We start from the raw sequence: 26,752 nt of genomic DNA, 5'->3' as shown, positions 1-26,752 counted from the left end.
CATCAAACGAACTTACTTCACAGTAAACATCAGCAACAGACCAACGACCCAGCTAAGGAGTGGTAAAGCCTCAACCAAGCCAACTCCGATGAACATGGTGGATTGTAATGTAGCTTTGGCTTCCGGCTGACGGGCAATGCCCTCCACCGTTTTGCTAATAACATTACCATTACCGATTGATGCCCCTAAGGCTGCAAGTCCAGCAGCGATTCCTGCACCAAGTGCAGCAGCAGCTTGCGGATTCATAAAGATTTTCCTCCTTTCTTAATTCCGATAAATTGTAAGAATTATTCCCTCAGTGATTACTGAGCATCACTGAAAACTAACCCTTGAAATAGTTTTTTAATGTTCAGAGGGTGTTACGGCTTGAGATATGTAAGCCGTCGTCAATACCGTGAAGACGTAAGCCTGAATGGCCCCAATAAAGATACTGAAAGCCAGCCAGATTACCTGCGGTATGATCCCTGGAAGAACACTGAATCCCGGTAACATCCAAATAACCTTGACAAGGATCTCGCCTGCAAATATGTTGCCAAATAGACGAAAAGCAAGCGTCAATGGCTTCGCCAGCATATCGATGATGTGAATGATCGCAAAGACCTTGAAAGGCTCTACAAAGTGATGGAAATAGTGAAGTCCCTTGGTTTTGACTCCCAAAAATATAACCAAAAAGATGGTCAACAAAGCCAGAGCCCCTGTAACATTAATATCTGAGGTAGGTGCCGCCGAAAAATATTCTTTTGCATCAAAGATTTTGTCCAACTGGGCAAAGTGTATATCAAAATGTTCAAAAAGGCCAAACGTTAAGTTCGGGATCACACTGACCATATTGGAAAAGAAGACAAACATGATCAGCGTTAATAAATAGCCGAGAAGCGGACGTCCCTGTTCGTAATTCATATTGTCAGATACTAAGTTTTTGACGAAATCTACAATCCATTCCAAAACATTCTGCATTTTACCAGGTTTGCCGCTGGTGAGATGTCGGACGCCTAAAAAACAAAAAATTAGAATAGCAAGCATTACAAGCCAAGTGTTGATTAAGGTTCGCGCGTGAAAGGTCATATTTCCTAAGTGCCAGAGAACTGTTCCTTCATCCACTTTTTTCCTCCCCCCTTTCTCCTTGAATTCTTTGTATTGCAACGGTGATGAATGAAATAATCAACCCCACAGCAATCCCCAAAGCTAAACTCAGAAGCCAATTCCTTTGGAAGCGTCCAACAGCGACGACAACAAGCGTAACCACTCCTAAGCGAGAAAAAAAACTACGGCGCATCTTGCCAATTGCCGAGCGAATATCAAGTTCTGAACTGATAAGCGTGTCGCGATATACCCATATGGTATAGCCGAATCCTGTCCAGTACCCGATTAGGCTGCCCAGCAAATTTTGATAACCTGTCACGGCAAATCCCAGTAATAGACAGGCAGTTCCGCCCCAAAAGGCTACTAAGCTACTTCTTATCATCTGTTGCCCACTCTTTTAAAGAAATTACCAGAGTAACTGCACCCAACGCCAGTCCGCCCAGCATTAAGCCAATAGTCAGCCACGGAAAAGTTCCCCAACGGACATCAAGGTTACGTCCCAGGAAATATCCCCCTCCGACCAACCCGGCTAATGTTGTTGCAATACTCGAGCCTATGGCAACTGCTTTTTGCCATGATCTCATATTCCCCGCCACATTCTTCGTCCTTTGCTATGTACTAGTAACTACTTTTGCGAGGCTAAATTAACACTCTTGCTTGCATTATGTTCAGCAAGACTATTCATAATATTCCCTTCAAACTTTTTCTGATACGTTTCACTATTGTCCTATGCCATTGTAACATACTTTTACAAGACTTTGTGCTATTTTATACATAGTATATTTCTATTGTCATATCAATTTCCTATAATGATTTTTGCGATTCGTTCGCCTGAATGCCCGTCCCCATAAGGATTATGAGCTGCCGCCATTTTCTGATAAGCGCCTTTACTGCTCAGAAGCCGCTTCAGTTCCTTGAGAACGCTGTCATATCCGGTTCCGACGAGTGAAACAGTCCCCGCTTCCACAGCTTCAGGCCGTTCTGTTGTATCCCTGACCACTAAAACAGGTATCCCCAATGAGGGAGCCTCCTCTTGAATTCCTCCCGAATCTGTCAAGATCAAATGCGAACGTGCCATTAGATTTACAAATGGCTCATAGTCTAAGGGCTCCACAAGAAAGACCTTAGGATCATTTCCCAATACTTCAGTGACCACTTTTCGAACTTTAGGGTTTTTATGTACCGGAAATACAACATATGTATCCGGAAAAACCTCGAGCATTTTTTGTAAAGCCTGATAAATCTGCCGCATTGGCTCACCGAGATTTTCCCTGCGATGTGTTGTGACAAGAACCATTCGCGAGCTCTCTCCCCGGTTTACAATAGCTTGGATCTCCGGATCAAGAAAGCTGTAGTCCGGCTTTACCGTTGCCAATAAAGCATCAACCACTGTGTTGCCCGTTACAAACACTTTTTCGGGCGGGATTCCCTCTTGCAGGAGATTCCTTTGGGCCGTTGCAGTCGGCGCAAAATGAAAATCTGTTAAGACGCCTGCTAATCTGCGATTCATCTCTTCCGGAAAGGGCGAATACTTATTGCCTGTACGCAAACCGGCTTCAACATGCCCAATGGGAATTTGCGTATAAAAAGCTGCCAGAGCGGCCGCAAATGTAGTTGTTGTATCTCCGTGCACAAGAACAAGATCAGGCAGTTCGCGCTGAAAAATCTCTTGCAGCCCGTTAAGAGCACGCGTTGTAATCTCTGTTAAGGTTTGCCCCTGTTTCATAAGATTAAGATCGAAATCAGGCACTATTTTAAACAATTTCAATACCTGATCCAGCATCTCACGGTGCTGAGCTGTCACGGTGATCTGACAGTGAATTGATTCTCTTTGCCTGAGGGCTTGAATCACAGGAGCCATTTTGATAGCTTCCGGGCGTGTGCCAAACACCACCATCACCTTTTTTCGATTGATCACATGGTTACTCCTTTCGATTGAATATCCTCAATTGATTAGGAGGGGGAGAAAAGCTACGGGTTGGGGATATCCTCTTTAAAATGTATTAGTTCAAGCCCTGCTTCCATAGCCATCTCCACCGCTAGTTGATCCGGATAAGGATAATGGTAGAACACTCGTTTAATTCCAACGTTAATCAGCAATTTTGTACAAAGTACGCAAGGCTGATGGGTTGTATAAAGATCTGCTCCCGCAATAGCGACTCCATGCTTCGCAGCCTGCACCAAAGCGTTTTGTTCCGCATGTACAGCACGGCAGATCTCATGGCGTTCCCCTGAAGGAACGCTCAAGCTCTGCCGCAAACAACCAAGCTCAACGCAATGCCGGAGCCCCGAAGGGCTCCCGTTGTATCCTGTACTTAAAATTTGCTTGTCCTTGACAACCACAGCCCCAACCTGGCGCCGCAAGCAAGTTGAGCGGCCCGCAACCACTTGGGCCATTTGCATAAAATAGCTATTCCAGCTTGGACGTTTTCCCTGAGTCATCATTTTGTTCCAAACAAGCGGTCCCCGGCATCGCCAAGTCCAGGGATAATATAGCCGTGATCATTCAAGCGTTCATCGACCGCGGCAACAAAAATATCAACATCAGGATGCGCAGTTTGCACAGCTTTTATACCTTCGGGGGCAGCAATCAGACACATCAATTTAATATTCTTGGCTCCGCGCTCTTTTAAAAACGTGATGGCGGCCGTAGCCGAACCTCCCGTAGCCAGCATCGGGTCAATAACGATCAAATCCCGATCGGCAATGTCACTGGGAAGTTTGCAGTAATATTCCACAGGGGATAAAGTTTCCGGGTCCCGATACAAGCCAACATGTCCGACCTTGGCCGCAGGAATCAACCGGAGCATTCCATCCACCATGCCCAGACCGGCACGAAGTATGGGGACTAAGCCGACTTTTCGCCCGGCGATCACTTTGGTTCTGGCAAGTGCCACCGGAGTTTGCACTTCAACTTCCTGAAGGGGAAAATCACGGGTTACCTCATAAGCCATCAACATGGCGACTTCCTCTACGAGTTCCCTGAATTCTTTTGAGCCTGTCTTTTCATCGCGAATTAGCGATAACTTATGTTGAATTAACGGATGGTCAAGAACTTGAAGTTTTGCCATGGTACTGGTTTCAACTCCTAATCTAAATTAGCGTATAAGGGATACTCAGCACATAAAGCACTGACGATTTCCCGTGCCTTCGCTAGTTTATCAGGTTCATGGTGTGAGGTCAAGGCAAGGTCCATGGCCTCAGCGATTCGAACCATAGCCTGAGGTGTCATGCCCCGAGTGGTAGCCGCCGGAGTGCCAATTCGAATTCCACTGGTCACAAAGGGGCTTGCTGTCTCAAAAGGTATGGTGTTTTTGTTGACCGTGATGCCCACTTCGTGGAGAATATGTTCGGCATCTTTGCCGGTTAACCCTTTGGGCCGCACATCCACAAGCATCAGATGGTTATCCGTTCCTCCCGAAACCAGGCGGAATCCTTTTTCCACAAGAGCTTGTGCCAAGGCTCGGGCATTTTCCACGATTCTTTGCTGATACTCTTTAAATTCCGGTTTGAGGGCCTCGCCAAAAGCCACCGCTTTAGCGGCAATGACATGCATCAGAGGACCTCCTTGGATTCCGGGAAAGATGGCTTTATCAATTGCTTGAGCAAATTCTTCCTTGCAGAGGATTAAGCCTCCGCGCGGACCTCTCAGGGTCTTATGAGTTGTCGAAGTCACAAAGTGAGCGTAAGGCACGGGAGAGGGATGGACACCGGCGGCTACAAGCCCGGCAAAATGAGCCATGTCAACCATAAATAGAGCATTGACTTCATCGGCAATTTCCCGCAGTTGGGCAAAATCTATAATTCGCGGATAGGCGCTTGCCCCTGCAACAATTAATTTAGGATGATGCTCGTGTGCCAGCTTCCGTACCATCTCATAATCGATACGTTCTGTTTTCTCGTCAACCCCATAAGGCACGAAGTTGAAATAAACTCCGGAGATATTTACCTGGCTTCCATGGGTCAAATGCCCTCCATGGGACAAATTCATGCCTAACACGGTATCCCCAGGCTTTAACATGGCGAAATAAACGGCCATATTAGCTTGAGAACCCGAATGGGGCTGGACGTTAGCGTGTTCTGCCCCAAATATTTTTTTAACGCGTTCTCTGGCTAAATTCTCTACAACATCAACATACTCACATCCGCCGTAGTATCGTTTTCCCGGGTATCCCTCGGCATACTTATTGGTAAGAACCGAGCCCTGAGCCGCTAGCACCGCCCGGCTGACAAAATTCTCAGAAGCAATGAGTTCAATTGTCTGTCTTTGGCGGTTCTCTTCTTGTTCGATTGCTTTGGCAACTTCCGGGTCTAGAGGTTTCACCCATTGATTGATATAATCCATGATGTTTTCGCTCCTATCGTTTAGTTATTCGTACACTGCCCGAGGACCGCCGATAAGGCGCGGGCGGGTGCGAGCCAGAGTTAAATGAGCTTCTCCTAATTCTTTAACCTGAATCCGAATAGGTATTGCGACCGGTCGCAGATGCATACCGATAAAAGTATCTCCCACGTCTATACCTGCATGTCCTTGAATACGTTCAACCATAACCGGCGAAGAGAATAACTCCCAGGCTTTAACTGTCATTGCTCCTCCAGCATGCAGCGCGGGACGCACTGTGACGATTTCCAGGCCATAATGTTCTGCGCAGGCCTCTTCCACAACCAGCGCTCGATTAATATGCTCACATCCCTGGACAGCTAAATAAATATCTTTCTCTCTAACATGCTCCAATAACAGCGGCAGCAATATCCCGGCAACATCCAGACTGCTTCCCTGCCCTATGCGCTGCCCGAGCACTTCACTGGTGCTGCACCCTATGACGAGAATCTGCTGTGAACGCATCGTTACTTGTTGGAAAAAGCTGTCCAGTATTTCTTTCCAGTCCTTCTCCAATTCCCGAAGCCTTTGCGAAGCATTTTTTTCCACGGGCAAAAATCCTCCTTCCGAGGTTAAGGCTCAGATTTTCTTACCCAGCTCAATCTCAGTAATCAGATTGATCCGCCGGGCATGTCTCCCTCCGGCAAACTCCGTTTTTAAAAAAATGTCCACTATATCAAGAGCAAGCCCTACACCTGTCACTCTGCCGCCTAAGGCTAAAACATTGGCATTGTTATGTTCTCGGGCCATTCTTGCAGAAAACGTCTCACTACAAACGGCACAGCGAATTCCCGGAAGCTTATTTGCGGTCATAGAAATACCTTGCCCTGTTCCGCATATGGCAATTCCTAAATCTGCCTCACCTTTCAAGACTGCGTCCCCAACGGCAAAACCATAAACCGGATAATCCACAGAGTCCTTCGAGTGAGTTCCTACGTCAAGAATCTTAAAACCTTGTGCCTCTAAATGGGTACGAATAGCTTCTTTAAGCTCATACCCGCCATGATCTGCTCCCAGCACAACTCGCACGTCAATTCCTCCATCTCTTCTAGGTAATTATTAAATTCTACAATCAGTTACAAATCCCTGCAAAAAGTATTAATGAAGTTTATACTTTCTGACAGTATAAAAAATAGCGACAACGTCGCTAGTGTGGACATCTTTTAGCCATCTTATGCCTTCGGACGATTGAGAGAAATAGCTATTCACCTTATTGCCAGCTAAAGTTTTAGCTGCTCTTTCAGCGAACGCAATAACTCTTCAATTTCCAACGCCGTCTGGCGATATTCAGAGACAGATCCCATCCAAGGATCTCGAATATCATAAGGCCTCTCTCCCCATTCTCCTAAGCAACGAATTTTTGGAGCGAATTGCGGAAAACGACGTTTAAGACTTTCTTCTTGGGCCTGAGTCATGGGAATAATCCAATCCGCCCCGGATAGTAGCTCAAGGCTGACTCTCCTGGAACGATGATCGGACAAATCCACATTGCGTTCCTTAAGCACCTTTAAGGCTTGAGGGCTCGCCTTATCACCTTCCCAGGCTTCCATTCCTGCCGAGCTGACTTGAACGCCTTCTCCCAATAGCTCGTGGGCCAGCCCTTCAGCCATTGGACTGCGGCAAGTATTGCCTGTGCATATGAACAATAACTTTAACCCCATAATGACCCACCTCATTAAAAAAACAATTTAAATCCGATCAGGAGCAAGGCCAGACCGCCGAATAGTTCCGCCCTATCTCCCAGCCTTGTACCCATTACCCGCCCCAGCACCAAACCCACTCCGGTCATTGCACTTGCTGTGAAGCCAATAACTGCAACTGTCAGCAAAATATTGACCCCAAAGGTTCCCAGCGAAAACCCGACACTTAAGGCGTCTAAACTAACACTGGCAGCCAACACATAAAGGCTCCAGCCCTTATAGGAGATGTCCATAAACAATTTTTTCTGCACCAAGGCTTCTTTGGCTCGACTAAAGGAAAAGCTCTCTTCTGTGGGTCGATAAACCTTATACAGCATATGTCCCCCTAAACCAATGATCACCAAAGCACCAATGCAGCTCGCAAATTGACCCAGGATTGTTCCCAAAGCCTGGCCTAATACCATCCCGCTCAAAGGCATGACCACATGAAAAAGGCCTACTACAAGGATAAATTTCAGCATTAAACCTTTCCTGATTCCAGACAAGCCAATCGCCAGGGATAAAGAGAATGCATCGCTGCCTAAAGCGACAGCCAAAGCGATAACCCATACTAAATTCAATACCCTTCCCTCCGTTCTCACTAAGTATATGCTAGGGAAAGGGTCTATTAGACGGGATTGCGTCAGATGTATTCAATCCTTTGGCCCGCCGCTTTCAGCAAACGGTTCATGACTGCGGCTCCCAGGCCTGTTTCCTCTATTCCTTCAGCCAAAATCAGATCCATACCCCTTTCGTCACAGAGTCGGAGCCCCTCAAACAAGCTTCCGGCTACTTCTTCCGGACGATCTTTTGATCCCAGTACGAAGAGAAGGTCGGGAAGAAGGGGGTGTAAAAAGGGGGCACTCTCCAGTGTACAAAGGATTCCCACTTTTTTTAGGCGTGAATGTCCGCGTTTAATTTCTTGATCTATACGCTGCACGATTCGTTCGGGTGGACCGACCAGCACTATCATCTCCCCTTGAGGAGCATAGTGCCGATATTTCATGCCGGGAGCTTTAGGAACTTGGTTTTCCTTCGGAGTATCCACCCGAACCTCGCCCAGCAGGTCTTCCAACCGTTCCCGCGAAACTCCGCCAGGACGCAGAATCATTGGCACATCTCCGCTTAAATCAAGCACGGTTGACTCTACGCCTACCGGACAAGCCCCGGCATCGAGAATCAGGGGAATTTTTCCCCTCATATCCCGCCAGACGTGACTTCCCCTGGTCGGACTCGGCTTTCCGGATTTATTGGCACTCGGAGCTGCTATAGGCAACCCAGTCTCTTCGATTAAGCGCAGCGCTACCGGATGACTGGGCATACGCAAGGCCAAGTACGGTAAACCAGCTGTAACGACATCCGGTATGACTGATCTTTTTTTCAAGATCAATGTTAGCGGTCCGGGCCAGAAATGCTGAACACACAGCTCGGCCTCCGCTGTCCATACATCGACCAAGGTGTCAGCCATAGCTCGGCTGCAAACATGTACAATCAAAGGATTATCCTGAGGTCTCCCTTTGGCGGCAAAGATTTTGGCACAGGCCAAGGCATCAAGGGCGTTTGCTCCTAAGCCATAAACCGTTTCCGTGGGAAAAGCCACAAGTTCCCCCCTGCGAAGCCAATTCGCGGCTTCTTGAATTAGTTCGGATTCTGGGCAAATCCCATCTATATAAGCTCGTTTTGTCTGCATTGACGTTCACCTCGCTAAGATCACCCGGTCCCGTCCTGCTAAGTCCGGGAAGACCTGGGTAGCGAAACCCCTCTTTTGAAAAATTTCCCCGACAGATTCCGCTTGATCCCATCCGATTTCCAACAAAATTTTACCTTCCTGATTCAAAAGAAACCCGGCTTCTTCAGCCAGTCGGCGATAAAACTCCAAACCATCTTGTCCACCTAAAAAAGCCATGGATGGTTCGCGCAAGATCTCCGGAGCACACAGGAGATAATCATCTCTTGAGACATAGGGGGGATTGGAAACGATCCAATCCCACTTCTCTTCCCGGATCGGCGCCGTAAAATCTCCTTGGCGCCATTCCACTGCGACACCCAGGTTGACCCCATTCTGACGCGCCACCGCTAAAGCATCCGGAGAAAGGTCTGTGCCTACCACCTTTGAACCAGAAAAATAATGCGCCATGGAAATAGCAAGTGCTCCGCTTCCGGTACAGAGATCAGCAACTTTCGTGTTCGGCTTCAACCCTCGCGCTTCGTCTAAGTGCACCAGTTCAAGCCACTTTTCCACCAGAATCTCACTGTCCGCACGAGGAATTAACACTCGTTCATCAACATAAAACACAAGGCCCATAAACTCTTGACGCTGCAAAATATATTGCAGAGGCTCATGCTCAGAGCGCCGGCTTATCCACTCTCTGAACGCAGTTTCTTCATTTTGCTTTAATAAGCGATCCCGTTCCAAATAAAGTCTGTCGCGGGAAACCTTGAGAATTCCTGCTAATAAGATATCCGCGTCAAAACGGGGATTATCGACCTTCTTAGCCAGAAGCTGCTTTTCTCCCCAACGCATTCCTTCCAGTATATTCAATGACGCTAGACCCCCGGCCCGGTATTCGAGATTCGAAATTCAGAAACCCAAATACATATTTTTCTTGACGATTAACATCTTAATTTTTCATTGCTCCCTAATTCCGGGAACCAGCCCCTGAAACCGAAAGCAATAAATTTAGGCTAAGCTATCTCGTTTTTCAAGCGTTCGGCTTGGTCTGACGTAATTAAGGCCTGGATGATTTCTTCCATATCTCCCGCTAAAATTGTCTCCAGACGATGCAGGGTAAGGCCTATACGATGGTCTGTCACCCGTCCTTGAGGAAAGTTATAGGTCCGAATCCGTTCACTCCGGTCTCCTGTGCCCACCTGACTTCGGCGTTCAGAGGCCTGTTCTCCTATGGCCTCTTCTTGAGCTTTTTCCAAAATGCGAGCACGCAATACGCGCAGGGCCTTTTCTTTATTCTTAAGCTGGGATTTCTCATCCTGACACGTAGCAATAATTCCCGTAGGCAAATGGGTAATCCGCACAGCGGATTGAGTGGTATTGACACACTGGCCCCCCGGTCCGCTGGAACAGAAAATATCAATGCGCAAATCGTTGGGATTAATAGAAACCTCCACCTCTTCTGCTTCCGGAAGAACGGCAACCGTTGCCGTAGACGTGTGAATTCTTCCGCCGGACTCCGTCGAAGGAATCCGCTGAACCCGGTGAACCCCGCTTTCGAATTTCAATTTACTGTAGGCTCCATAGCCCTCCACAATAAAGATAATTTCTTTATAGCCGCCGATATCCGTATAGTTGGCGCTGAGAACCTCCGTTCTCCACCCCTGCTCTTCGGCATAGCGAGTATACATCTTATAGAGGTCTCCCGCAAACAGAGCCGCTTCGTCACCACCTGCTCCCGCGCGAATTTCCATAATGACATTTTTCTCGTCATTAGGATCTTTGGGCAAAAGTAAGACACGCATTGTTTCTTCTAGCTCTTGGGAACGGCCGCGCAATTCCTCTCGTTCCTGTTCGGCCATTTCCTGCATTTCGGGGTCGAGCTTTTCTTGCAGCAAATTTTCCGTTTCTTCTAATTCACGCAAAACATCTTGATACTCTCGAAAGGCCGTAACAAGATTTGTCATTCCAGCCTGGGTTTTGGCAAATTTCTGCCATTCTGTCTGATTGGAAATAATCTCCGGGTCGCTGAGAAGCTCGGTAAGCTCATCATATTTCCGTTCTATTTCATAAAGTTTCTCTAACATCATTCACACCCCAAAATTTACGTAAGTTCCTGACCTGAATCTAAGACACCTTTTAAAGAGGCCAAAGCTACTTCGAGCTGGGCATCGTCTGGCTCGCGTGTTGTTAACTTTTGCAATAACAAACCCGGGACTATAAGCCAATGAAACCAGGGCGATTCTAAATGCCGTGCCGAAAATTTCAGGATTTCATAAGCAAGGCCGGCAACCAACGGCATCAGCAATATACGCGAAAGAATGCGCCACCACAAGGGATGCAAACCGACAAAGGCAAAAACGAAGATGCTTACAACGACCACAATCAGCAGAAAACTTGTACCGCATCTCGGGTGCAGTCTGGGAAAGGGACGTGCGTTTTCCACCGTCAGGTCTTTCCCGGCTTCGTAGGTAAAAATTGCTTTATGCTCAGCGCCGTGGTATTGGAAGACCCTTTGAATATCCTTTAGCCGGGAGATCATGACGATATAAATAAAAAACACCGCCAAACGTATTGCTCCCTCGAAAAGATTTTGCCAAAGAGTGCCGGTTATTTTTCCTCGGAGCAAATGAGCTATTCCCGTTGGCAAACCGACAAAAAACACCAACCCCAAGCCAAAGGCCAAGCCGATCGTTAAAGCTAGTTCCCAGAAACCGAGCTCTTCATCCTTTTGTTCGCCCTCTTCTTCTCCCATAGAACGATTAGCCGAAAACGTCAGGGCACGCGTTCCCACGATCAAAGAGTCTACAAGTGCCACGAATCCTCGAATTATAGGCAATTTCAAAATTGATCTTGTGGCCCAAGGATGGATTTTGACACATGTAACCTCAATCTCGCCGTTTGGCAGCCTGACGGCAATAGCACTCTCCTGAGGCCCGCGCATCATGACTCCCTCTATGACCGCCTGACCACCATATTGGACTGGTCTACCCATCCTCAGCTCTCCTTACGTTTGGTTTTCCTACGGACCATAATAAATTATGCTCTTGACAAGAGACATGTGCTATCTGTCCTGATACCTCATTATTTACGCAAAAAGCAGAGCTTGCGCTCTGCTCTTCCACCAGCAACGACCGCAGGCCGTTGTTTACATCCCATATTTCTTTTTAAACCGATCAACCCGTCCGCCGGCATCAACAAACCGCTGTACCCCGGTATAAAAGGGATGGCATTTCGAACAAATTTCCACTTTGATGTCTTTTTTAGTGCTTGCTGTGTGAATAACTTCTCCGCAAGCGCATGTCACAGTGGTTTGTTCGTATTTCGGGTGAATTTTCTCTTTCATGTCTTCACCTTCTTTCCCACTTGGATCGAGGCGCTTTTTGCCGCACCCGTTCATAACACGATTCCAGTCAACTCTTACTATTTTAGCATAAGAAATATTGTAAGGTCAAGACTTCACAGGCTCTCTTTTAGCTATCCATGGTATTGTATGCAAGTTTACATTCATCATTCGTTTGTTTTAACAAATTACAAGGAGCAGGAAAGCGACGCTCCCGGTAACTGGACCAAGTCGTCGCTTTCCTGTTGGAAAATGCTTCATTATATTATCTAAAGCTAAAAGAACTACCCGCAGGTATGAATATTCCTTCGCCGAATCAGGGCATTCTCCTCACAATCGGACCGTTTAATTTACACCGGATTGTCCAGACAGCCTTTCATGGCATATTGCGGCTTCTTGTCAAAACGGTGACGTGCCTCAATAAAGCGAACGGTTCCGGATTTCCCCCGGATAACGACAGTATGGGTTAAAGCGCCTTTAGCAGTAAAAGTTACACCCTTCAGCAAAGAACCTTCCGTAATTCCTGTTGCGGCAAAAAAAACATCGTCACTGCTCACCAGATCATCCATGAGCAATAATTTATGAACATCCTCAATCCCCAGCGCTTTTGCCCTGGCGACATCCTCCTCATTTTCCGGCCACAGTCGCCCTTGCATTTCTCCGCCCATACAGCGCAGGGCGGCGGCGGCCAGAACCCCTTCCGGCGCTCCGCCTATCCCCATCATCATATCCACCCCGGTATCCTCAAAAGCACAAGCCACAGCAGGAGAAACATCCCCGTCCGTAATGAGCCGAACCCTTGCCCCGCAGGCGCGTACTTCTTGAATCAGTTTCTGATGGCGGGGCCGATCCAGGATCACAACCGTCATGTCGCAGATACTTTTTCCCAAGGCTTTAGCCACGTTGGCAACGTTCTCCGCAACGGGTGCGTCTAAACTAATCTTCCCCGCAGCAGCCGGCCCAACTGCGATTTTGTCCATATACATGTCGGGAGCATGCAATAAGCAGCCTTTTTTAGCGATAGCCACAACGGCAATAGCTCCGGCCACTCCTTTAGCAACGATATTTGTGCCTTCCAAAGGGTCTACGGCAACGTCTAGTTCCGGGCTTTCCCCATTGCCAACGCGTTCCCCGATGTAGAGCATCGGAGCTTCATCCATCTCCCCTTCCCCGATGACTACTGTTCCATCCATGTGAATTGTATCAAATACTGATCGCATTGCTTCGACCGCAGCGTTATCAGCCGCTTCTTTATCACCCAGTCCTACCCAGCGCGCCGATGCTAAAGCAGCAGCTTCGGTAACCCTTGCAAATTCCATCGTAAGTTCACGTTCCAATGTTATAGCCCCCTCTTATTTTGTATCTTGTCCAGATATTCACATTGCAGCAACTCGATACGCACTCTCTGCTTCAATATGTATCACATTTACTCTCTTTCAATCTTATTGTGACATACTTTTAAAGCGTTTTCAACCGCTCTATACGAGAAGATTGCAGTTAACTTTATAAAAAGGTTGGCATCAACCAATCCGTTGCCGAATTTGCTGATGCCACACATTACCCCTTTGGAAACAATTCTCATGCTTTCCAAAGCTGATTTTTTATTGTTTTTTCCAATCTGCGAGAAACTTTTCAATCCCTGCATCCGTCAGAGGATGGCGAAACAATTGTCTCAGAACAGAAAACGGCACTGTCGCATAATCCGCACCCAGCTTAGCGGCCTCAGTAACATGAACAGGATTACGGATACTTGCAGCAATAATCTTCGTTCCAAGATTATGGACTTGGAAAATCTCGCTCAAATCCGCCACCAAGTTCAGCCCATTTTCTCCAATATCGTCAAGACGTCCTAAAAACGGACTGACATAGGTAGCACCTGCCCTTGCCGCCAGCAGCCCTTGGTTCGCGCTAAAGATAAGCGTAACGTTTGTTTTAATATTCTCGGCACTTAACGTCTTTACGGTCTTAAGCCCTTCCTCAGTCATCGGTATTTTCACGACAATATTGGGATGAATTCCTGCAAGGTCACGAGCTTCCCGCAACATGCCCTCATAATCAAGAGCGATAACCTCCGCACTAATCGGACCATCGACAATCCCAGTGACCGCGTTAAGCAGTTCATAAAAGTCTTTACCTTCCTTAGCTACTAAACTGGGGTTTGTTGTGAGACCCGCAATCACTCCCATGTCCCAAGCCTTTTTTATCTCTTCAAGATTTGCCGTATCTAAAAAAAACTGCATGACTCTACCTTCTTTCTGGGGTTAAGCTTTTCCGTTGCTGCCAAAAACTCTGATTTTTTCACGGATGATTGCGGTCGCAGCTTCCCGAGCCGGACCCAACATTTTTCTGGGATCAATTTCTTTGGGACTTGCATTGAGCACTTGACGGGATGCCAGAACAAAGGCTTCCCGAATATTAGTATCAATGTTAACTTTGCAGACTCCTCTGGAAATCGCTTCACGAAGCGCCTCGTCAGGAACGCCGGAAGAACCGTGCAATACGATAGGCGTTGTCACTCGTTTCACAATTTCGCTTAAACGCTCAAAATCCAGTTTTGGTATTCCCTTATATTGTCCGTGGGCAGTTCCAATGGCAATGGCTAAGGCGTCAACCTGTGTGGCCTGAACAAAATGTTCAGCTTCAGCGGGATCGGTAAACAAGGCCTCACGTTCACTCACCGTGATGTCATCTTCTGTCCCTCCGATCTTTCCGAGCTCAGCTTCCACAGAAAGCCCCATAGGCCGAACCGCCTCAATAACCTTGTTCGTCAGAGCAATGTTATCTTCTAATGGGTGCTTCGATCCATCAATCATTACGGAAGAAAAGCCGTTGCGGGCACACTGCATGACCTGAGCAAAACTGGTACCATGGTCCAAATGCAAGGCAATGGGGACCTTTGCCTTTTCAGCGGCAACTTTTGTTAAAGCCGTTATGTACTCGATTCCCGCATATTTAATGGCGCCTTGGCTCGCCTGAATGATTACGGGTGCCTGCTCGGCCTCCGCTGCTGCTACGATTGCCTGAATTATTTCCATGTTATTACAATTAAATGCCCCCACCGCATAATGCTCTTTTTGTGCCTTTTCTAATAACTCTACCATTGAAACTAACGCCATTTTTCTTCCTCCTTGTTCGTTTTAGAGAGATGCTGACCACGCAGCGGACTGTTGATTCTCCAAGTCTTATTTTCTTCAAGATACATTGAATTTATGCCTTCAACCTGTCGCACATTGTCCGCGCTGTCCGCATAAATAACTCCCACCGCTTCACAGCATTCACAATATAACTCAATCCGATCCGGCAATAACTCAAAAGATAGCTGATGATTGCCACAGGCACAGCCTAAATCTCCTTGCTTGGCCAATAAGTGAAGGTGGTCCAAAATCCGAAGCATTGCCTCCGGGTTCTCAAACTCTTCCTGATAACCTAACTCTAAAGCCAATTCCCCAATGGATTTTTCACGTTCATGACATGCCTGGGTAACTTTCTGCTTTGGACCAATATATCCGACCGAAGCTTCCACTGTAGGACAAGTAAGCGGTAAAGCTTCTTTGCCCCAAATGGCATGACGGTTTAATTTTAAATAATGGGTCTCCCCACAGTAAGCACAAGCATAACTGATATTGAATTGTTGACGGTTCCGGCTGGCTACTGACACCAGCTGTCGGCCGCAACCACAATGCAGAAGTTTACGTCCTTGTTGAGAAAATGCAAAGAGAGAGATGGCATGAAATTCTAGCTCTCCACATTGAGAACACTGAATTGCTATGGTCGTGTTTGTCGTTAGAATCATATTTCCCACCTCTTCCTACAGCTTATACTTCGTCATGTAAAAAGATTTTCCTGCCATAAAGCTAACAAAAAGTATTATGGCGGGAGCAATTGCTCCCGCCATAATCGGGGAAATAGTCTGGACAACCTGAGATTGAATCAAATCCGCCAAAACTATATTGTTAACTAATCGTTGCTAAAATCTCTCGAACCCGCTCTCTCAATTCAAATAAGTCAAAGGGTTTCCCCATGTAACAAAGAATTCCCAAATCTTTTGCTTGCTCCATATTTTGGATATCACCATAGGCTGTCATCATAATCACACCAACTTGATGATTCAAGGCGCGTATCTGGGCTAAGGTTTCCAAACCGTTCATACCGGGCATTTTCATATCCATCAAGATAAGATCAGGTCCAAACGATTCAAATAACCGTAGGGCTTCTACTCCATTAGCGGCCATTTCAACCTCATGTTGATCCTCTCGAAAGGTCTCGAACAGCAGTCGCCTTACCCCAAGTTGATCATCGACAATAAGAATTTTAGCCACATGCTACATCCCTTTCCCTCAAGTTTCTGTCATGGAGGAATATTCTGTATATGCTGGCAAAACTCCTTCTTTTATAACCCGTTTTGACAATATTTGTTCGCCCTGTCGATATATTCGAGGGATTCTGGCATTCGCCAATGTTCGGCGCAAAGGGATTTCCACCTCATCACCTAAAGTGCACTTCAGCATTCCGATATCAAGCACGGTGAGCTGCATTCCTATTTTCCCGGCAACGCGCACAGACTGACCCTTTAGCTCCACCCGTTCCTGGCCAATAGTTATGCCAAATAAAGCCGCTAAATTCTTAACGACAATTTTTAAAAAATCAATTCCTCCCTGAGGAACCAGATGAGGCACCAGACCAAACCCATCCGCATATCCTACGGGAATCACCGCCAGTTGGGTCTCGGACTTTGTACGATAAATACTCTGATATCCCACATAAGTACCTTTCGGTACTTTACGCAATTGAACAATCCTGCTTTTAGCGACCCAAGGGTCCCGCAGCTTGACCTTTCCGCCAAACCCCGGCCCAGGATAATGGCCAATCAGCAATGTCCCAATTCGCACAAAGTCATGATGCCACTCGGGATAGTCCAAAAAGGCTGCACTATTGCATACATGCTGCCAAAGCGGGCAAATCCCCAAGGCCTTTAAACGACCTAAGGCCCTTTGGAACTGTTCATATTGTTTTAAAGTATACTGCTTGTCCCTTTGCGCCGCACGGGCAAAATGAGTGTAAGCCCCTACGACCTGGATATGTGGAGCCTGAGCCAAAGCCTCCGCTAACTCATCCAGCTCCGCAGGCCAAAATCCCGTTCGTCCCATACCGGTCTCCAGTTTAAGATGGACCTTAACCTTCGGAAAACCTTCTTGTTCCAATTTCAAACTTGCTTCGTTCAAAGCCTTAAGCCAAGAGATTTCGGAAAGCGTCAATTGCAACTCCGCTTTTATAGCCTGAGGCCATTCTCTTTCAGCCGTTGGACCTAATACCAAGATAATCCCTTTGATGCCATGCTCTCTCAAAATAAGACCTTCATCAACTTTAGTAACGGCAAAAGCCTCGCACCCGGCCTGTTCCAAAGCTTTTGCCGTTTCTACAGCTCCCAGGCCATAGGCATCAGCTTTAACCACCGCCATGCAGCGCGCTCCAGGTCTGAGATGCTTGGTAATTTCCTGATAATTCTCCACGACAGCATCAAGATCGACTTCAATCCAGGTTCCCGTCATGACCTTATCCCCTCCGCGCTCTCCGCAACTTGCCTATAATTCCTTTAACAACGTCCGAATAAATCGGTTCTAAATGGTTCCATAAAAAATAAACAAGCGGCCGGTAAACCAAGTCCCATTCGCCGACAAATTCCGTATACTCTCCGTTAAACCCCTTTTTAAAGCGGTAAAGCCCATAGAGCGGGTTATCTTCCGTCAAATGCCCCGGAACCCCGCGGAAATCATAAAGAGTACAGCCCAAGGATTTCGCCCAGCGAATCATTTCCCACTGAATCAGATAATTGGGCATAACATTGCGATGAGCATTCGACGATGCCCCATAAATATACCAGGCCTTGTCACCAATAACAAAAGCCAGTGTTCCGGCGATAACCTTCCCTTCAAATTCCCCGATAAATAACTCGCCTAAACCTACAGGAACCAAAGAATCATAAAGATCTTCAAAATAAGAATAAGCCCGTACCAAAAAATGATCGCGCTCCGTCGTCTCTTTCAAAACCCGGTAAAACTCCGGCAAATCAGCGCGTGTTCCGCGACGGATCTGAACCCCCTTTTTCTGCGCCAAGCGAATATTGTAGCGCGTCTTTTGCTGCATATTGGCCAACAATGTGGCCTCATCCGGAGAAATATCCAACCTGAAGACATATTTGGGCTGAACACCCTCAAACCCTTTGCCGCTCTCCGCAGAGCAAAATCCGCGGGAAACCAAAAACTGTTCCAACTCTTTTTCCGCGGAAGAAACATCCGGATCGACTTTAAGGAAAATAGCCCCCCGTTTCCTGGCTAACTTGCGAATTTCAACCAGCACGAAATCAAACAGCGCCGTATTTCTCCAATCCAGCACCGGCCCGCGTGAGGCATAGAAAATCGGAATTCCCACAACGGGGATCTTGCGCTCCAAAATCGAAACAGCCGCTACAATTTTCTCATCTTCTTCAACAATAAGCCTCCAAGGCACCCACCCTGTACGGCTCTTAATTTCTCCCCACTCCCAAGACTGAAGCACATGACCCTTTTGATGTTGAGCCAAAAATGTATTAAAGCGAGAGTGCTCGCTTTGATCAATCCAGCGTGCCGCATAAGCCATCTGTCTATTTCCCTCCTCTTTCCATTCTTGCCAGGGTTTCATCCTGCTAATCAAAACCCACTATTATACAGGAAGAGTTCATGCAATCCCCTTAATCTAAGGCTTAGCAGAACTCTCCTAAGTTAGAATTCCATAATTATTTCTTGTATGTAAGTTAAAATTCAAGACAGGCCTACTCAATAGACACAAAAAAGCCTTCCTCAACTTCTCCTCAAGGAAATAAGACGATGCACATGAAATGTGCCGTTTCCCAAAGTAGCCCTGCAAACAAAACCACCTCAGCTACCCCGAAGAACGACCCAAACATCCCAGACCAGGGACACAGTGTCACACAAGCGCAATATCTTTTACGTAAGCAGAATTACTCACCCCAAAACAACCCCAGAGCAAGACGGCGCACATGAAATGTGCCGTCTCCCCAATTCGCCTCGCAAACAAAACTACTCAAATCATCTCAAAAGGATGACTCAAGCAATCCCCAGACCAGGGACACAGTGTCACACAAGCGCAACATCTTTTACGTAAGCAGAATTACTCATCCCACAACCCTAGAGCAAGACGGCGCACATGAAATGGGCCGTCTCCCCAATTCGCCCCGCAAACACAACTACACAAAGCATCTCAAAAGGATGACACCAGCCTCCCCATACCAGGGACGCAGTGTCACACAAGCGCGACGTCTTTTACGTAATTAGAATAGCAAACTCCGTGAAAGCGACCCCAAACACGGGGCAGTGCACAAGGATGTGCACTGCCGCCATTGCGCCAGGGACGGCGCATATGGCGGGAACCCCGCTCCCCAAAGAAAAGAGCTTGAACGGTAGTTTGCTCTGCGTCGTAAGACAGAGCGCTGTGTGACACAAGTCCCCTACTTCAACGCCGCCCCAATAAACTCCCGGAAAAGCGGATGAGCGCGATTAGGCCGGGATTTAAACTCCGGATGGAACTGAGAAGCCACAAACCAAGGGTGCTCCGGATATTCCGTAATCTCAACGAGCCGCCCGTCAAGAGACGTCCCGGAAAAACGCAAGCCGGCGGCCTCAAGTTCAGCTCGATACTGATTGTTCACCTCATAGCGATGCCGATGGCGCTCGTAAATCACTTGGTCCTGATAGGCTCGATAGGCTTCGCTGCCTTCACCCAGCTTCGCGGGAGAAATTCCCAAACGCATCGTACCGCCTTTTTCCTCAACATCCTTTTGTTCGGGAAGAATGTCAATAACCGGATAGAGCGTGTCGCTATCAAACTCCGTGCTGTTAGCGGTTTCCATACCGCAAACATTACGGGCAAATTCAATAATCGCTGTCTGCATGCCCAAACATATCCCTAAAAAAGGAACTTTTTGTTCCCGCGCATAACGAATGGCCTCGATCTTTCCTTCAATCCCCCGGTTGCCAAAGCCGCCCGGAACAAGGATTCCGTCAACCCCTTCGAGGTACTTCCCGGCAGATTCTTCTTCGATATCCTCTGAATTAATCCAACGGATCTTAACTTTAGCCCCATGTTCCGTTCCCGCTGAACGCAAAGCTTCGGCAACGCTCAAGTAAGCATCAGGAAGGTCAACATATTTGCCGACAATAGCTATCTCGGTCTCCAAAGTCGGGGACTTAATTCTATCCACCATAGCTTTCCAAGCCGTCATATCGGCAGGAGGAGCCTTAATACCTGAACGGCGAAGGACAATATCATCAAGACCCTCTTTCTGAAGCATTAAAGGGACTTCGTAGATCGTCGAGGCATCCAGATTAGGAACTATAGCCTCTTGCTCAACATCACAGAGCAAAGCTAACTTTTCTTTCATTTCTTTGGATAGTTCTTTTTCAGAGCGACAAATAATAATTGTCGGTTGAATTCCAATTCCACGCAGTTCTTTCACAGAGTGCTGGGTAGGTTTGGTCTTTAATTCACCCGACATTGGCAAATAAGGAACTAGAGTGACATGTATGTAAATGACATTCTCTAGGCCAATATCATTTTTCATCTGGCGAATAGCCTCTAAGAAAGGCAGCGATTCGATATCTCCAACCGTACCGCCGATTTCCGTAATGACAAAATCCGGATGGCTTTCCCGAGCTACACGATAAATCCGTTCTTTAATTTCATTGGTGACATGAGGAATAACCTGAACGGTACCCCCTAAATAATCCCCCTTGCGTTCTTTACGAATAACGGACCAGTAAATCTTTCCCGTTGTAACATTGCTGTTTTTAGATACCGGTACATCAATAAAGCGCTCATAGTGGCCTAAGTCCAGATCTGTCTCCGCACCATCATCTGTTACAAACACTTCACCGTGTTGATAAGGGCTCATCGTTCCAGGGTCAACATTAATATAAGGATCAAATTTCTGAATAGCCACTTTCAGACCCCTATTTTTCAAAAGGCACCCCAGGGATGCAGCTGTGATCCCTTTGCCAAGGGATGATACGACACCGCCCGTCACGAAAATAAATTTTGTCATGCGCTTTACCATTTCCTTTCAGAACTTTAAATATGACCGTACAAAACACATAAATAAAGCTAGTCTGCAACTGCACTAGCTTTACTTTATCTCAGAAAGACCTTCTTAACATAAGCACCCCATGCCACTATGTTCTACTGGCGAAAAGCAGCAATTTCGTTCGCCTGCTTTCCTCCAGCGCAAGTGTAACTAGGCGGTGGCCTGCGCCGGAGAGTCCCTTCTCGTCATCCTTGGCTTCAGGGACACTTGGACACCCATGTCCGGCGCTTCTCCGCTACGCTAACCCTGCGAAACAGTGTCTTCGGGACACCAGTCAAGTTTTTTTATCTTTCTCGTATCCTATCTATCTATTTTAGCTAGACTGCCAAAGGATGTCAAGCCGGACATCCTTTGGATATGTCATCCTACATCTTTGTCCTTACCATTTTTCCTCGGATGGCTCTTCAACTGCATCCTCAAAACCCTCATCCAGCTCCAAAGTGTCCTCATCTAAAATATCGTCTTCCAGCTCTTCGGCATCAATGTCTAACTTGTCATCGTCGTCCGCAGCTTTATTCATCAAGGTGATTGTAGATGATCGCCGCGATACTTTTGCCGGTTCCCAAACCTTAAGGCCCCATTCTCCACGACCAAGAAATGTGAATCGTGTATCGAGGTTGATCTTTGTCAAAGCTTCAGCAATTCGTACGGCCTCTTGAGAGATCCCCAAGCGTTTTAGGACTTCTTCTATCAAATTATGATAATGCATGGGGTTTCCTTGGGCTTTTAGAACCTCATAAGCAATATCTGCTTCTGTCGGCTTATCATTTTTTTTACCTAAAGAGTGGGTCAAAGCTCCACCGCCCTTCGTCTTTTTGAATATCACTATATTCGGCCCACCCCTAAATATTTCCTGCTTAGCGACGGTTTAAACATAAATTTAATAGAAAGAAAACTCACATTTTTTCCGGGGCCGACACTCCGAGAATTCCTAAACCATTGCCGATGATTTGTCTTACCGCGCGCACTAAGCTCAGGCGGGCTCGGCGCAAAGGCTCATCATCAACAAGCACACGTTGACTGTTATAAAATGTATGGAATAATCCCGCTAAATCAAGAACATAGCGAGCCAAACGATGAGGTTCCAAAAGACGTGCCGCAACAGTAATTTCGCTTGGAAAATCGGCCATCTTTTTAAGCAAATCCCGCTCTTCCTCAGAATTCAATAATTTTAAATCGTCTTCCGAAGGAGAGCCAGGATCCCCAAGCTCTTGAGCTTGCCTCAAAATGCTGCACAACCGGGCATGGGCGTATTGAACATAATAAACAGGATTATCCGAGGACTGCGCTTTAGCCAGGTCCATATCAAAATCCACAGTGGAATCCGGGTCCCGAAGATTAAAAAAGAAACGTGCCGCATCTTTGCCAACTTCGTCCATTAATTCCCGCAGCGTAATATATTGACCTGAACGTTTGGACATTTTAACAACCTCGCCGCCTTGAATAAGCCGCACAAGCTGCATTAAAATGATTTGAAGTTTATCGGCATCATAGCCCAAAGCGGACATTGCCCCTTTCATCCGGGCCACATGGCCATGATGGTCAGCACCCCAAATATTGATAACCCGCTCAAACCCCCGGTCAAATTTATTGCGGTGATAGGCAATATCTGCGGCAAAATAGGTTGGAGTTCCATTGCTGCGAACAACTACTTCATCCTTTTCATCTCCAAAAAGTGTGGACTTGAGCCAAAGAGCACCTTCTTTTTCATAAATGTACCCTTTCTTCTGGAGGTCTTCTAACGTTGCGCGCACAGCACCGGAATCATGAAGGGACTGTTCGCTGAACCAGACATCATAATTGACGCCAAAATCTTGGAGGGTCTCTCTGATATTGCGCATCTTCTCATCCAAGGCATACCTCACCAGAAACTCCCGTCTCAAGCCGGGTTCCACCGAGAGGTATTTGTCTCCCTCTTTGGCGATCAGGCCTTTGACCGTCGTGATTAAATCTTCGCCCTGATAGCCTCCTTCCGGGAAAGGGGCCTCCTGACCTAATTGCTGCAAATACCTGGCTTCCAAGGATAAGGCAAAGTTGTGGATTTGGTTTCCCGCGTCGTTAATATAAAACTCGCGCGAAACTTCGTATCCGGCCATAGAGAGTAAGGAAGCAAGACTATCGCCAAGCGCCGCTCCGCGAGCATTGCCCATATGCAATAAACCGGTTGGATTCGCGCTCACGAACTCAACCTGAACCTTTTGACCTTTGCCCAGGTCAACCTGGCCATAGAGATCCCCTGCTTGCAGCACTTCTTTAATAACATCTGTAAGCCATAATGGGTTTAAACGAAAGTTGATAAAACCGGCTCCCGCGATTTCCGAAGTTTCAATCCAGGTACCTGTCTTATCCATATGTTGAATGAGGGCAGCGGCAATTTCCCGCGGAGAGCGCTTCGCCTGTCTGGCCATAACCATTGCTAAATTCGTAGCCAGATCTCCATGCTGCCGTTCTCTCGGTTCTTCTAAAACAAAGCCGGGCAGCTCCTCGAAATTCAATTCTCCTTGTTTTTTAGCGCTGTTTGCGGCAAGTTCCAGCTGCTTAATAATTTTTGCTTTAACATCCTCGTAGAGACTCATTGAGGGTTGTCCTCCTTTATTGTTACCAACAGCAAATTATGACTTACAAAATTATCATCGACAAAAAGATCATATTCTAGACTAATACGTCCCCCTTGTGCTGTCAAGTCACACTCAACATATTGCGGCAAAACACTCAGCCACATCTTTCCGTAACAAGTACTATAACTGCAGCGGTTGCGAAATCCTACTCTGAATTCCTGCACTGAATTAATAGCACCTTTGCGGTTAAGTGTAACTGAACCTTTTTTAAGGGTCAGGAAAGTTGTTACCCCTTCAAAACCACTTGTATTTTCCGGTTCTTTATAGACGACATAGAACACACCCTTGCGTTCATAATATGTACCCGACACAGACAATTCTTGCTGGTCTTCCTGGCCTTCAGGGTACTTTTGTCTTCCCAGGACTTGAACAGTCACCTTCTTCTGCAAATTCGCTGACCCCCTTCCTCCGCATCCAGATGAAAATTGTCCTTTTGCTTTTCCTGCTTTAGAATCATGGCTAACTAATGTGCCTATTCTCGTTAACCCCGGAAAACTCCTTCATTACGCTTAATAATTTCCTCGTGTAAAAAATACTAGTTCCAATTTACTCCTTAACCTCTTATCTGCATTTTGGTTTTAAATCGTTAACAGCGAGAGGGAAACCATCCCTCTCGCTGAAATAGATACTCCATCGTTGTTTCAAGACAAGCTTGTCCACTAAATTACTGGAGATACTCCCCGCGCGGTGTCTTGATAACCCGTTGAATTTTTTCTTCGTTGCCTGTTTGAGCGTTAAGATACAAAAGGTACTCCTCATCCAGGTAGCGGCCGAGAAACTCATAAGCATAGACTTCCTGATTGCCTGGCTTGGCAATAACAGCTAACCGGCTTTCCAGAACTTTAAAATTCGGGCGCAGCTTGCGAGCTGCCTGATCCATGGCAATTTTGGCAGGAAAAGTTCTGGCATGATGAAAGGCGTAATATGGAGTAGCGTCCAGACTAATCAGCTGGCCATTGTCCATGGCGATTGCCAACCTGACTTTATCCGGATAAAGCCTTACCCCATCCTGTTCCGCCACAGCCTCGAATTTAACATAGGAGCCAAAATCTTCATTTGAGGTTATGGCGAGTTTCCAGCCCAGTGTCTGCAAAGCCGCCTGAGCTTTCTTCGCCGCATCATCAAGGCTTAAAGTGCGGGGATCAATGGGACGTTGATTTTGATAAAAGGTAACAACCCCTCCCTGGCGGCTGACTTCCAGATAGGCGTCTTTATATTGCCAGGAATACCCTCCGAGATCACCTTTCGACTCGCCCGCAAAATCCGGTTTTACATTTGTATAGCCCACTTTGTTTAAAAAGCTCTGTGCCGTACTTTGGGCTTGAGCACGACTAACCTGCCCGGCCGGAAGGCCCAGCGGTTTCTCTACCACACGCGCGGAAAATTCCCCGGTATAGGAAAAAGGAGGGAGTTTTTGGAGGCTTACATCCAGCTGATCTAAACCCGACCTTACCGATTTAGAGGCAGCTTCTGAACCGTCCGCGGACGCCTCAGCTATTTGGGGCCCCCCGAGTCCCAATCTCTTCCACAGAGATGGTGCCGGGTCTGTCCAGGCTAAATTTTCCGTATCCATCCGCGTCATAATGGTTTGAACTTTTTCATTAACAGGTACCAGCCGGTCGTGAATTTCCTGGAGGTTTTTTTCGTCATCCGCAGAAATCGTACCCCCGCTGGCAACTTTCTGGGCCAAGGTTCTGGCAAAATCACCGGATTGAGTCAAAAATTGTCCAATGTAACTAAGGCCCGCCTGTTCAGCAGGAATTTGGGCAAAATCCTTCAGCGCTCCGTCACTTTTACTCGACACTTGACTTAGGTAGAAAACCTGCTGGTTGGGACTGTTAGCCACATTGCCCTTGGCCATATCTGTCTCTAATTGATCCAGATGACTGGCAAAATCGGTTAAAGCCCTGCGGTTATTGTTCTCTGAGGCCAGACGGTATTCTCCTGCCAGGCGATATTCATTGAGTCCCCAGCCTAAGGAGACCAGTAAAGCCACAGCCAGTGTGCCTACCCAAAATTTTCTATGCATGTTTCTCCCCCCTTACTTCGTAAAAATATGATTGCCGATTTTAATAATTTGCGGCCGTGACCAAATAAATTTATTCGTCGTTTTCGCCGGATTAAAAAAGAAAAGCGCACCCTTCGAAGGGTCTGATCCGCTTGCCGCCTCTTGAGCCGCTCGAATAGCCGAAGCCGACGGCGCTAAATTAATCTGTCCATCATTGACACTGGAAAATGCCCCCGGCTGATAAATAATGTCTGCTATTGTTTTGGGAAAAGCCGGGTCCGATATGCGGTTGATGATAACTGCCGCCACTGCAACCTGCCCGAGATAAGGCTCTCCGCGGGCCTCCCCGTTTACCGCATGAGCTAAAAGATTAATGTCAATATTTTTATTGCCTACCGCCTTGCCGGAAGCATTGGTACTTTCGCCTGTCAAACGTTTTAACTCTTTGATCGTTTGGGTTCCTGCCAAGCCGTCAACCTTCAATCCGTGATCTTTTTGAAAATTACGGATTGCCGTTTCGGTTTTGGGGCCGAACTTCCCATCAATGGGGCCGACCACATAACCTAACTGGGTCAGTTTGCTTTGCAGATCTTGAACCTCCGGCCCCTTGCTTCCCCTGCCCAGCAAGCGATCTCCTAAAGCTCCATAAGCTATTCCGGATAGAGCAACACAGAGAATCACTCCAACAAGGAGAATAATCCACCGAGGTCTGACACGTAATTTCATACCCTCACCTCACTTTTTTAGTAATCTTAGTGTGGCAAAAGAGCAGGAAAATTATCCAGCATTATCCTCAAAACTTCAGCGGCGAAGCAAGTCTTTATCATTAAAAATT

At 47.0% G+C, this 26,752-nt stretch carries 30 protein-coding genes; all 30 read right to left on the bottom strand.

Translation table 11 applies throughout. The annotated features are described in order from the left end of the window. Positions 1 to 12 precede the first annotated feature (12 nt). Positions 13 to 246, bottom strand: a complete 234-nt coding sequence (atpE, locus tag REC12_RS05395; RefSeq protein ID WP_308892790.1) for a F0F1 ATP synthase subunit C — start codon at positions 244 to 246, stop codon at positions 13 to 15. Positions 247 to 342: 96 nt separating this feature from the next. Beyond that, positions 343 to 1,065, bottom strand: a complete 723-nt coding sequence (atpB, locus tag REC12_RS05390) for a F0F1 ATP synthase subunit A (protein ID WP_308892858.1) — start codon at positions 1,063 to 1,065, stop codon at positions 343 to 345. Positions 1,066 to 1,093: 28 nt separating this feature from the next. Further along, entirely contained in the window at positions 1,094 to 1,465 is a 372-nt protein-coding gene (locus tag REC12_RS05385; RefSeq protein WP_308892789.1) for a hypothetical protein, read from the bottom strand. Beyond that, on the bottom strand, positions 1,452 to 1,667 hold the full coding sequence (locus REC12_RS05380; protein WP_308892788.1) for an AtpZ/AtpI family protein: 216 nt from the start codon (positions 1,665 to 1,667) through the stop codon (positions 1,452 to 1,454). The genes REC12_RS05385 and REC12_RS05380 overlap by 14 nt, the downstream gene beginning before the upstream one ends. Positions 1,668 to 1,879: 212 nt before the next feature. Beyond that, positions 1,880 to 3,001 (bottom strand): non-hydrolyzing UDP-N-acetylglucosamine 2-epimerase, encoded by a 1,122-nt coding sequence (gene wecB, locus REC12_RS05375; protein ID WP_308892787.1) that lies wholly within the window; start codon positions 2,999 to 3,001, stop codon positions 1,880 to 1,882. Positions 3,002 to 3,054: 53 nt separating this feature from the next. Further along, entirely contained in the window at positions 3,055 to 3,525 is a 471-nt protein-coding gene (locus REC12_RS05370; RefSeq protein WP_308892786.1) for a deoxycytidylate deaminase, read from the bottom strand. Next, positions 3,525 to 4,154 carry a uracil phosphoribosyltransferase gene (gene upp / locus REC12_RS05365; RefSeq protein ID WP_308892785.1) on the bottom strand — a complete coding sequence of 210 codons (630 nt, stop codon included), beginning with the start codon at positions 4,152 to 4,154 and terminating at the stop codon, positions 3,525 to 3,527. Before upp ends, REC12_RS05370 begins: the two co-directional genes overlap by 1 nt. Before the next feature lie 17 nt (positions 4,155 to 4,171). Beyond that, entirely contained in the window at positions 4,172 to 5,428 is a 1,257-nt protein-coding gene (gene glyA, locus REC12_RS05360; RefSeq protein WP_308892784.1) for a serine hydroxymethyltransferase, read from the bottom strand. Between the two features lie 24 nt (positions 5,429 to 5,452). Then, positions 5,453 to 6,013, bottom strand: a complete 561-nt coding sequence (locus REC12_RS05355) for a TIGR01440 family protein (protein WP_308892783.1) — start codon at positions 6,011 to 6,013, stop codon at positions 5,453 to 5,455. A gap of 30 nt (positions 6,014 to 6,043) precedes the next feature. After that, a complete protein-coding gene (gene rpiB / locus REC12_RS05350; RefSeq protein WP_308892782.1) occupies positions 6,044 to 6,493 on the bottom strand; it encodes a ribose 5-phosphate isomerase B in 450 nt (149 codons plus the stop codon). Positions 6,494 to 6,684: 191 nt separating this feature from the next. After that, on the bottom strand, positions 6,685 to 7,125 hold the full coding sequence (locus REC12_RS05345) for a low molecular weight protein arginine phosphatase (RefSeq protein WP_308892781.1): 441 nt from the start codon (positions 7,123 to 7,125) through the stop codon (positions 6,685 to 6,687). A gap of 14 nt (positions 7,126 to 7,139) precedes the next feature. After that, positions 7,140 to 7,724: a manganese efflux pump MntP gene (locus REC12_RS05340; RefSeq protein ID WP_308892780.1), complete on the bottom strand. Its 585-nt coding sequence runs from the start codon at positions 7,722 to 7,724 to the stop codon at positions 7,140 to 7,142. A gap of 62 nt (positions 7,725 to 7,786) precedes the next feature. Beyond that, complete coding sequence (locus REC12_RS05335) at positions 7,787 to 8,833, bottom strand: L-threonylcarbamoyladenylate synthase (protein ID WP_308892779.1); 1,047 nt, start codon at positions 8,831 to 8,833, stop codon at positions 7,787 to 7,789. Positions 8,834 to 8,839: 6 nt separating this feature from the next. After that, entirely contained in the window at positions 8,840 to 9,685 is an 846-nt protein-coding gene (gene prmC, locus REC12_RS05330) for a peptide chain release factor N(5)-glutamine methyltransferase (RefSeq protein WP_308892778.1), read from the bottom strand. A gap of 143 nt (positions 9,686 to 9,828) precedes the next feature. After that, positions 9,829 to 10,899, bottom strand: a complete 1,071-nt coding sequence (gene prfA / locus REC12_RS05325) for a peptide chain release factor 1 (RefSeq protein WP_308892857.1) — start codon at positions 10,897 to 10,899, stop codon at positions 9,829 to 9,831. A gap of 17 nt (positions 10,900 to 10,916) precedes the next feature. Further along, positions 10,917 to 11,807 carry a DUF1385 domain-containing protein gene (locus REC12_RS05320; RefSeq protein WP_308892777.1) on the bottom strand — a complete coding sequence of 297 codons (891 nt, stop codon included), beginning with the start codon at positions 11,805 to 11,807 and terminating at the stop codon, positions 10,917 to 10,919. Between the two features lie 153 nt (positions 11,808 to 11,960). After that, on the bottom strand, positions 11,961 to 12,158 hold the full coding sequence (gene rpmE, locus REC12_RS05315; protein WP_014829461.1) for a 50S ribosomal protein L31: 198 nt from the start codon (positions 12,156 to 12,158) through the stop codon (positions 11,961 to 11,963). 347 nt (positions 12,159 to 12,505) lie between these two features. Then, a complete protein-coding gene (glpX, locus tag REC12_RS05310) occupies positions 12,506 to 13,492 on the bottom strand; it encodes a class II fructose-bisphosphatase (protein WP_308892776.1) in 987 nt (328 codons plus the stop codon). A 264-nt stretch (positions 13,493 to 13,756) separates the two neighbouring features. Next, a complete protein-coding gene (fsa, locus tag REC12_RS05305; RefSeq protein WP_308892775.1) occupies positions 13,757 to 14,395 on the bottom strand; it encodes a fructose-6-phosphate aldolase in 639 nt (212 codons plus the stop codon). A gap of 21 nt (positions 14,396 to 14,416) precedes the next feature. After that, positions 14,417 to 15,271, bottom strand: coding sequence for a class II fructose-1,6-bisphosphate aldolase (locus REC12_RS05300; RefSeq protein ID WP_308892774.1), 855 nt, complete (start codon positions 15,269 to 15,271; stop codon positions 14,417 to 14,419). Continuing rightward, positions 15,262 to 15,948 carry a hypothetical protein gene (locus tag REC12_RS05295; RefSeq protein WP_308892773.1) on the bottom strand — a complete coding sequence of 229 codons (687 nt, stop codon included), beginning with the start codon at positions 15,946 to 15,948 and terminating at the stop codon, positions 15,262 to 15,264. The genes REC12_RS05300 and REC12_RS05295 overlap by 10 nt, the downstream gene beginning before the upstream one ends. A gap of 160 nt (positions 15,949 to 16,108) precedes the next feature. Continuing rightward, positions 16,109 to 16,474 (bottom strand): response regulator, encoded by a 366-nt coding sequence (locus REC12_RS05290; RefSeq protein ID WP_308892772.1) that lies wholly within the window; start codon positions 16,472 to 16,474, stop codon positions 16,109 to 16,111. 18 nt (positions 16,475 to 16,492) lie between these two features. Continuing rightward, positions 16,493 to 17,704, bottom strand: coding sequence for an alanine racemase (gene alr, locus REC12_RS05285; RefSeq protein WP_308892771.1), 1,212 nt, complete (start codon positions 17,702 to 17,704; stop codon positions 16,493 to 16,495). A 4-nt stretch (positions 17,705 to 17,708) separates the two neighbouring features. Further along, on the bottom strand, positions 17,709 to 18,791 hold the full coding sequence (locus tag REC12_RS05280) for a lipid II:glycine glycyltransferase FemX (protein WP_308892770.1): 1,083 nt from the start codon (positions 18,789 to 18,791) through the stop codon (positions 17,709 to 17,711). Between the two features lie 868 nt (positions 18,792 to 19,659). After that, complete coding sequence (gene pyrG / locus REC12_RS05275; protein WP_308892769.1) at positions 19,660 to 21,252, bottom strand: CTP synthase; 1,593 nt, start codon at positions 21,250 to 21,252, stop codon at positions 19,660 to 19,662. Between the two features lie 418 nt (positions 21,253 to 21,670). Beyond that, complete coding sequence (gene rpoE, locus REC12_RS05270; protein WP_308892768.1) at positions 21,671 to 22,117, bottom strand: DNA-directed RNA polymerase subunit delta; 447 nt, start codon at positions 22,115 to 22,117, stop codon at positions 21,671 to 21,673. A gap of 70 nt (positions 22,118 to 22,187) precedes the next feature. After that, positions 22,188 to 23,867, bottom strand: a complete 1,680-nt coding sequence (argS, locus tag REC12_RS05265; RefSeq protein ID WP_308892767.1) for an arginine--tRNA ligase — start codon at positions 23,865 to 23,867, stop codon at positions 22,188 to 22,190. After that, positions 23,864 to 24,298, bottom strand: a complete 435-nt coding sequence (locus tag REC12_RS05260; RefSeq protein WP_308892766.1) for a YwiB family protein — start codon at positions 24,296 to 24,298, stop codon at positions 23,864 to 23,866. The genes argS and REC12_RS05260 overlap by 4 nt, the downstream gene beginning before the upstream one ends. A 275-nt stretch (positions 24,299 to 24,573) precedes the next feature. Then, positions 24,574 to 25,938 carry a PepSY1/2 domain-containing protein gene (locus tag REC12_RS05255; RefSeq protein WP_308892765.1) on the bottom strand — a complete coding sequence of 455 codons (1,365 nt, stop codon included), beginning with the start codon at positions 25,936 to 25,938 and terminating at the stop codon, positions 24,574 to 24,576. Positions 25,939 to 25,950: 12 nt separating this feature from the next. After that, entirely contained in the window at positions 25,951 to 26,643 is a 693-nt protein-coding gene (gene sleB, locus REC12_RS05250) for a spore cortex-lytic enzyme (protein ID WP_308892764.1), read from the bottom strand. Between the last annotated feature and the right edge of the window lie 109 nt (positions 26,644 to 26,752).

Source organism: Candidatus Desulfosporosinus nitrosoreducens, assembly GCF_030954495.1.
Taxonomy (GTDB): Bacteria; Bacillota; Desulfitobacteriia; order Desulfitobacteriales; family Desulfitobacteriaceae; genus Desulfosporosinus; species Desulfosporosinus nitrosoreducens.
The sequence above is the reverse complement of the archived record's forward strand: the minus strand, read 5'-3'. Positions and strand labels throughout refer to the sequence as shown.

Excerpts from the sequence above, each read along its gene's own strand:
- atpE (WP_308892790.1), bottom strand. The coding sequence starts at position 246 with ATGAATCCGCAAGCTGCTGCTGCACTTGGTGCAGGAATCGCTGCTGGA.
- atpB (WP_308892858.1), bottom strand. The coding sequence starts at position 1,065 with ATGACCTTTCACGCGCGAACCTTAATCAACACTTGGCTTGTAATGCTT.
- REC12_RS05385 (WP_308892789.1), bottom strand. The coding sequence starts at position 1,465 with ATGATAAGAAGTAGCTTAGTAGCCTTTTGGGGCGGAACTGCCTGTCTA.
- REC12_RS05380 (WP_308892788.1), bottom strand. The coding sequence starts at position 1,667 with ATGAGATCATGGCAAAAAGCAGTTGCCATAGGCTCGAGTATTGCAACA.
- REC12_RS05370 (WP_308892786.1), bottom strand. The coding sequence starts at position 3,525 with ATGACTCAGGGAAAACGTCCAAGCTGGAATAGCTATTTTATGCAAATG.
- upp (WP_308892785.1), bottom strand. The coding sequence starts at position 4,154 with ATGGCAAAACTTCAAGTTCTTGACCATCCGTTAATTCAACATAAGTTA.
- glyA (WP_308892784.1), bottom strand. The coding sequence starts at position 5,428 with ATGGATTATATCAATCAATGGGTGAAACCTCTAGACCCGGAAGTTGCC.
- REC12_RS05345 (WP_308892781.1), bottom strand. The coding sequence starts at position 7,125 with ATGGGGTTAAAGTTATTGTTCATATGCACAGGCAATACTTGCCGCAGT.
- REC12_RS05335 (WP_308892779.1), bottom strand. The coding sequence starts at position 8,833 with ATGCAGACAAAACGAGCTTATATAGATGGGATTTGCCCAGAATCCGAA.
- prfA (WP_308892857.1), bottom strand. The coding sequence starts at position 10,899 with ATGTTAGAGAAACTTTATGAAATAGAACGGAAATATGATGAGCTTACC.
- REC12_RS05320 (WP_308892777.1), bottom strand. The coding sequence starts at position 11,807 with ATGGGTAGACCAGTCCAATATGGTGGTCAGGCGGTCATAGAGGGAGTC.
- rpmE (WP_014829461.1), bottom strand. The coding sequence starts at position 12,158 with ATGAAAGAGAAAATTCACCCGAAATACGAACAAACCACTGTGACATGC.
- fsa (WP_308892775.1), bottom strand. The coding sequence starts at position 14,395 with ATGCAGTTTTTTTTAGATACGGCAAATCTTGAAGAGATAAAAAAGGCT.
- REC12_RS05300 (WP_308892774.1), bottom strand. The coding sequence starts at position 15,271 with ATGGCGTTAGTTTCAATGGTAGAGTTATTAGAAAAGGCACAAAAAGAG.
- REC12_RS05295 (WP_308892773.1), bottom strand. The coding sequence starts at position 15,948 with ATGATTCTAACGACAAACACGACCATAGCAATTCAGTGTTCTCAATGT.
- alr (WP_308892771.1), bottom strand. The coding sequence starts at position 17,704 with ATGACGGGAACCTGGATTGAAGTCGATCTTGATGCTGTCGTGGAGAAT.
- REC12_RS05280 (WP_308892770.1), bottom strand. The coding sequence starts at position 18,791 with ATGGCTTATGCGGCACGCTGGATTGATCAAAGCGAGCACTCTCGCTTT.
- pyrG (WP_308892769.1), bottom strand. The coding sequence starts at position 21,252 with ATGACAAAATTTATTTTCGTGACGGGCGGTGTCGTATCATCCCTTGGC.
- argS (WP_308892767.1), bottom strand. The coding sequence starts at position 23,867 with ATGAGTCTCTACGAGGATGTTAAAGCAAAAATTATTAAGCAGCTGGAA.
- REC12_RS05255 (WP_308892765.1), bottom strand. The coding sequence starts at position 25,938 with ATGCATAGAAAATTTTGGGTAGGCACACTGGCTGTGGCTTTACTGGTC.
- sleB (WP_308892764.1), bottom strand. The coding sequence starts at position 26,643 with ATGAAATTACGTGTCAGACCTCGGTGGATTATTCTCCTTGTTGGAGTG.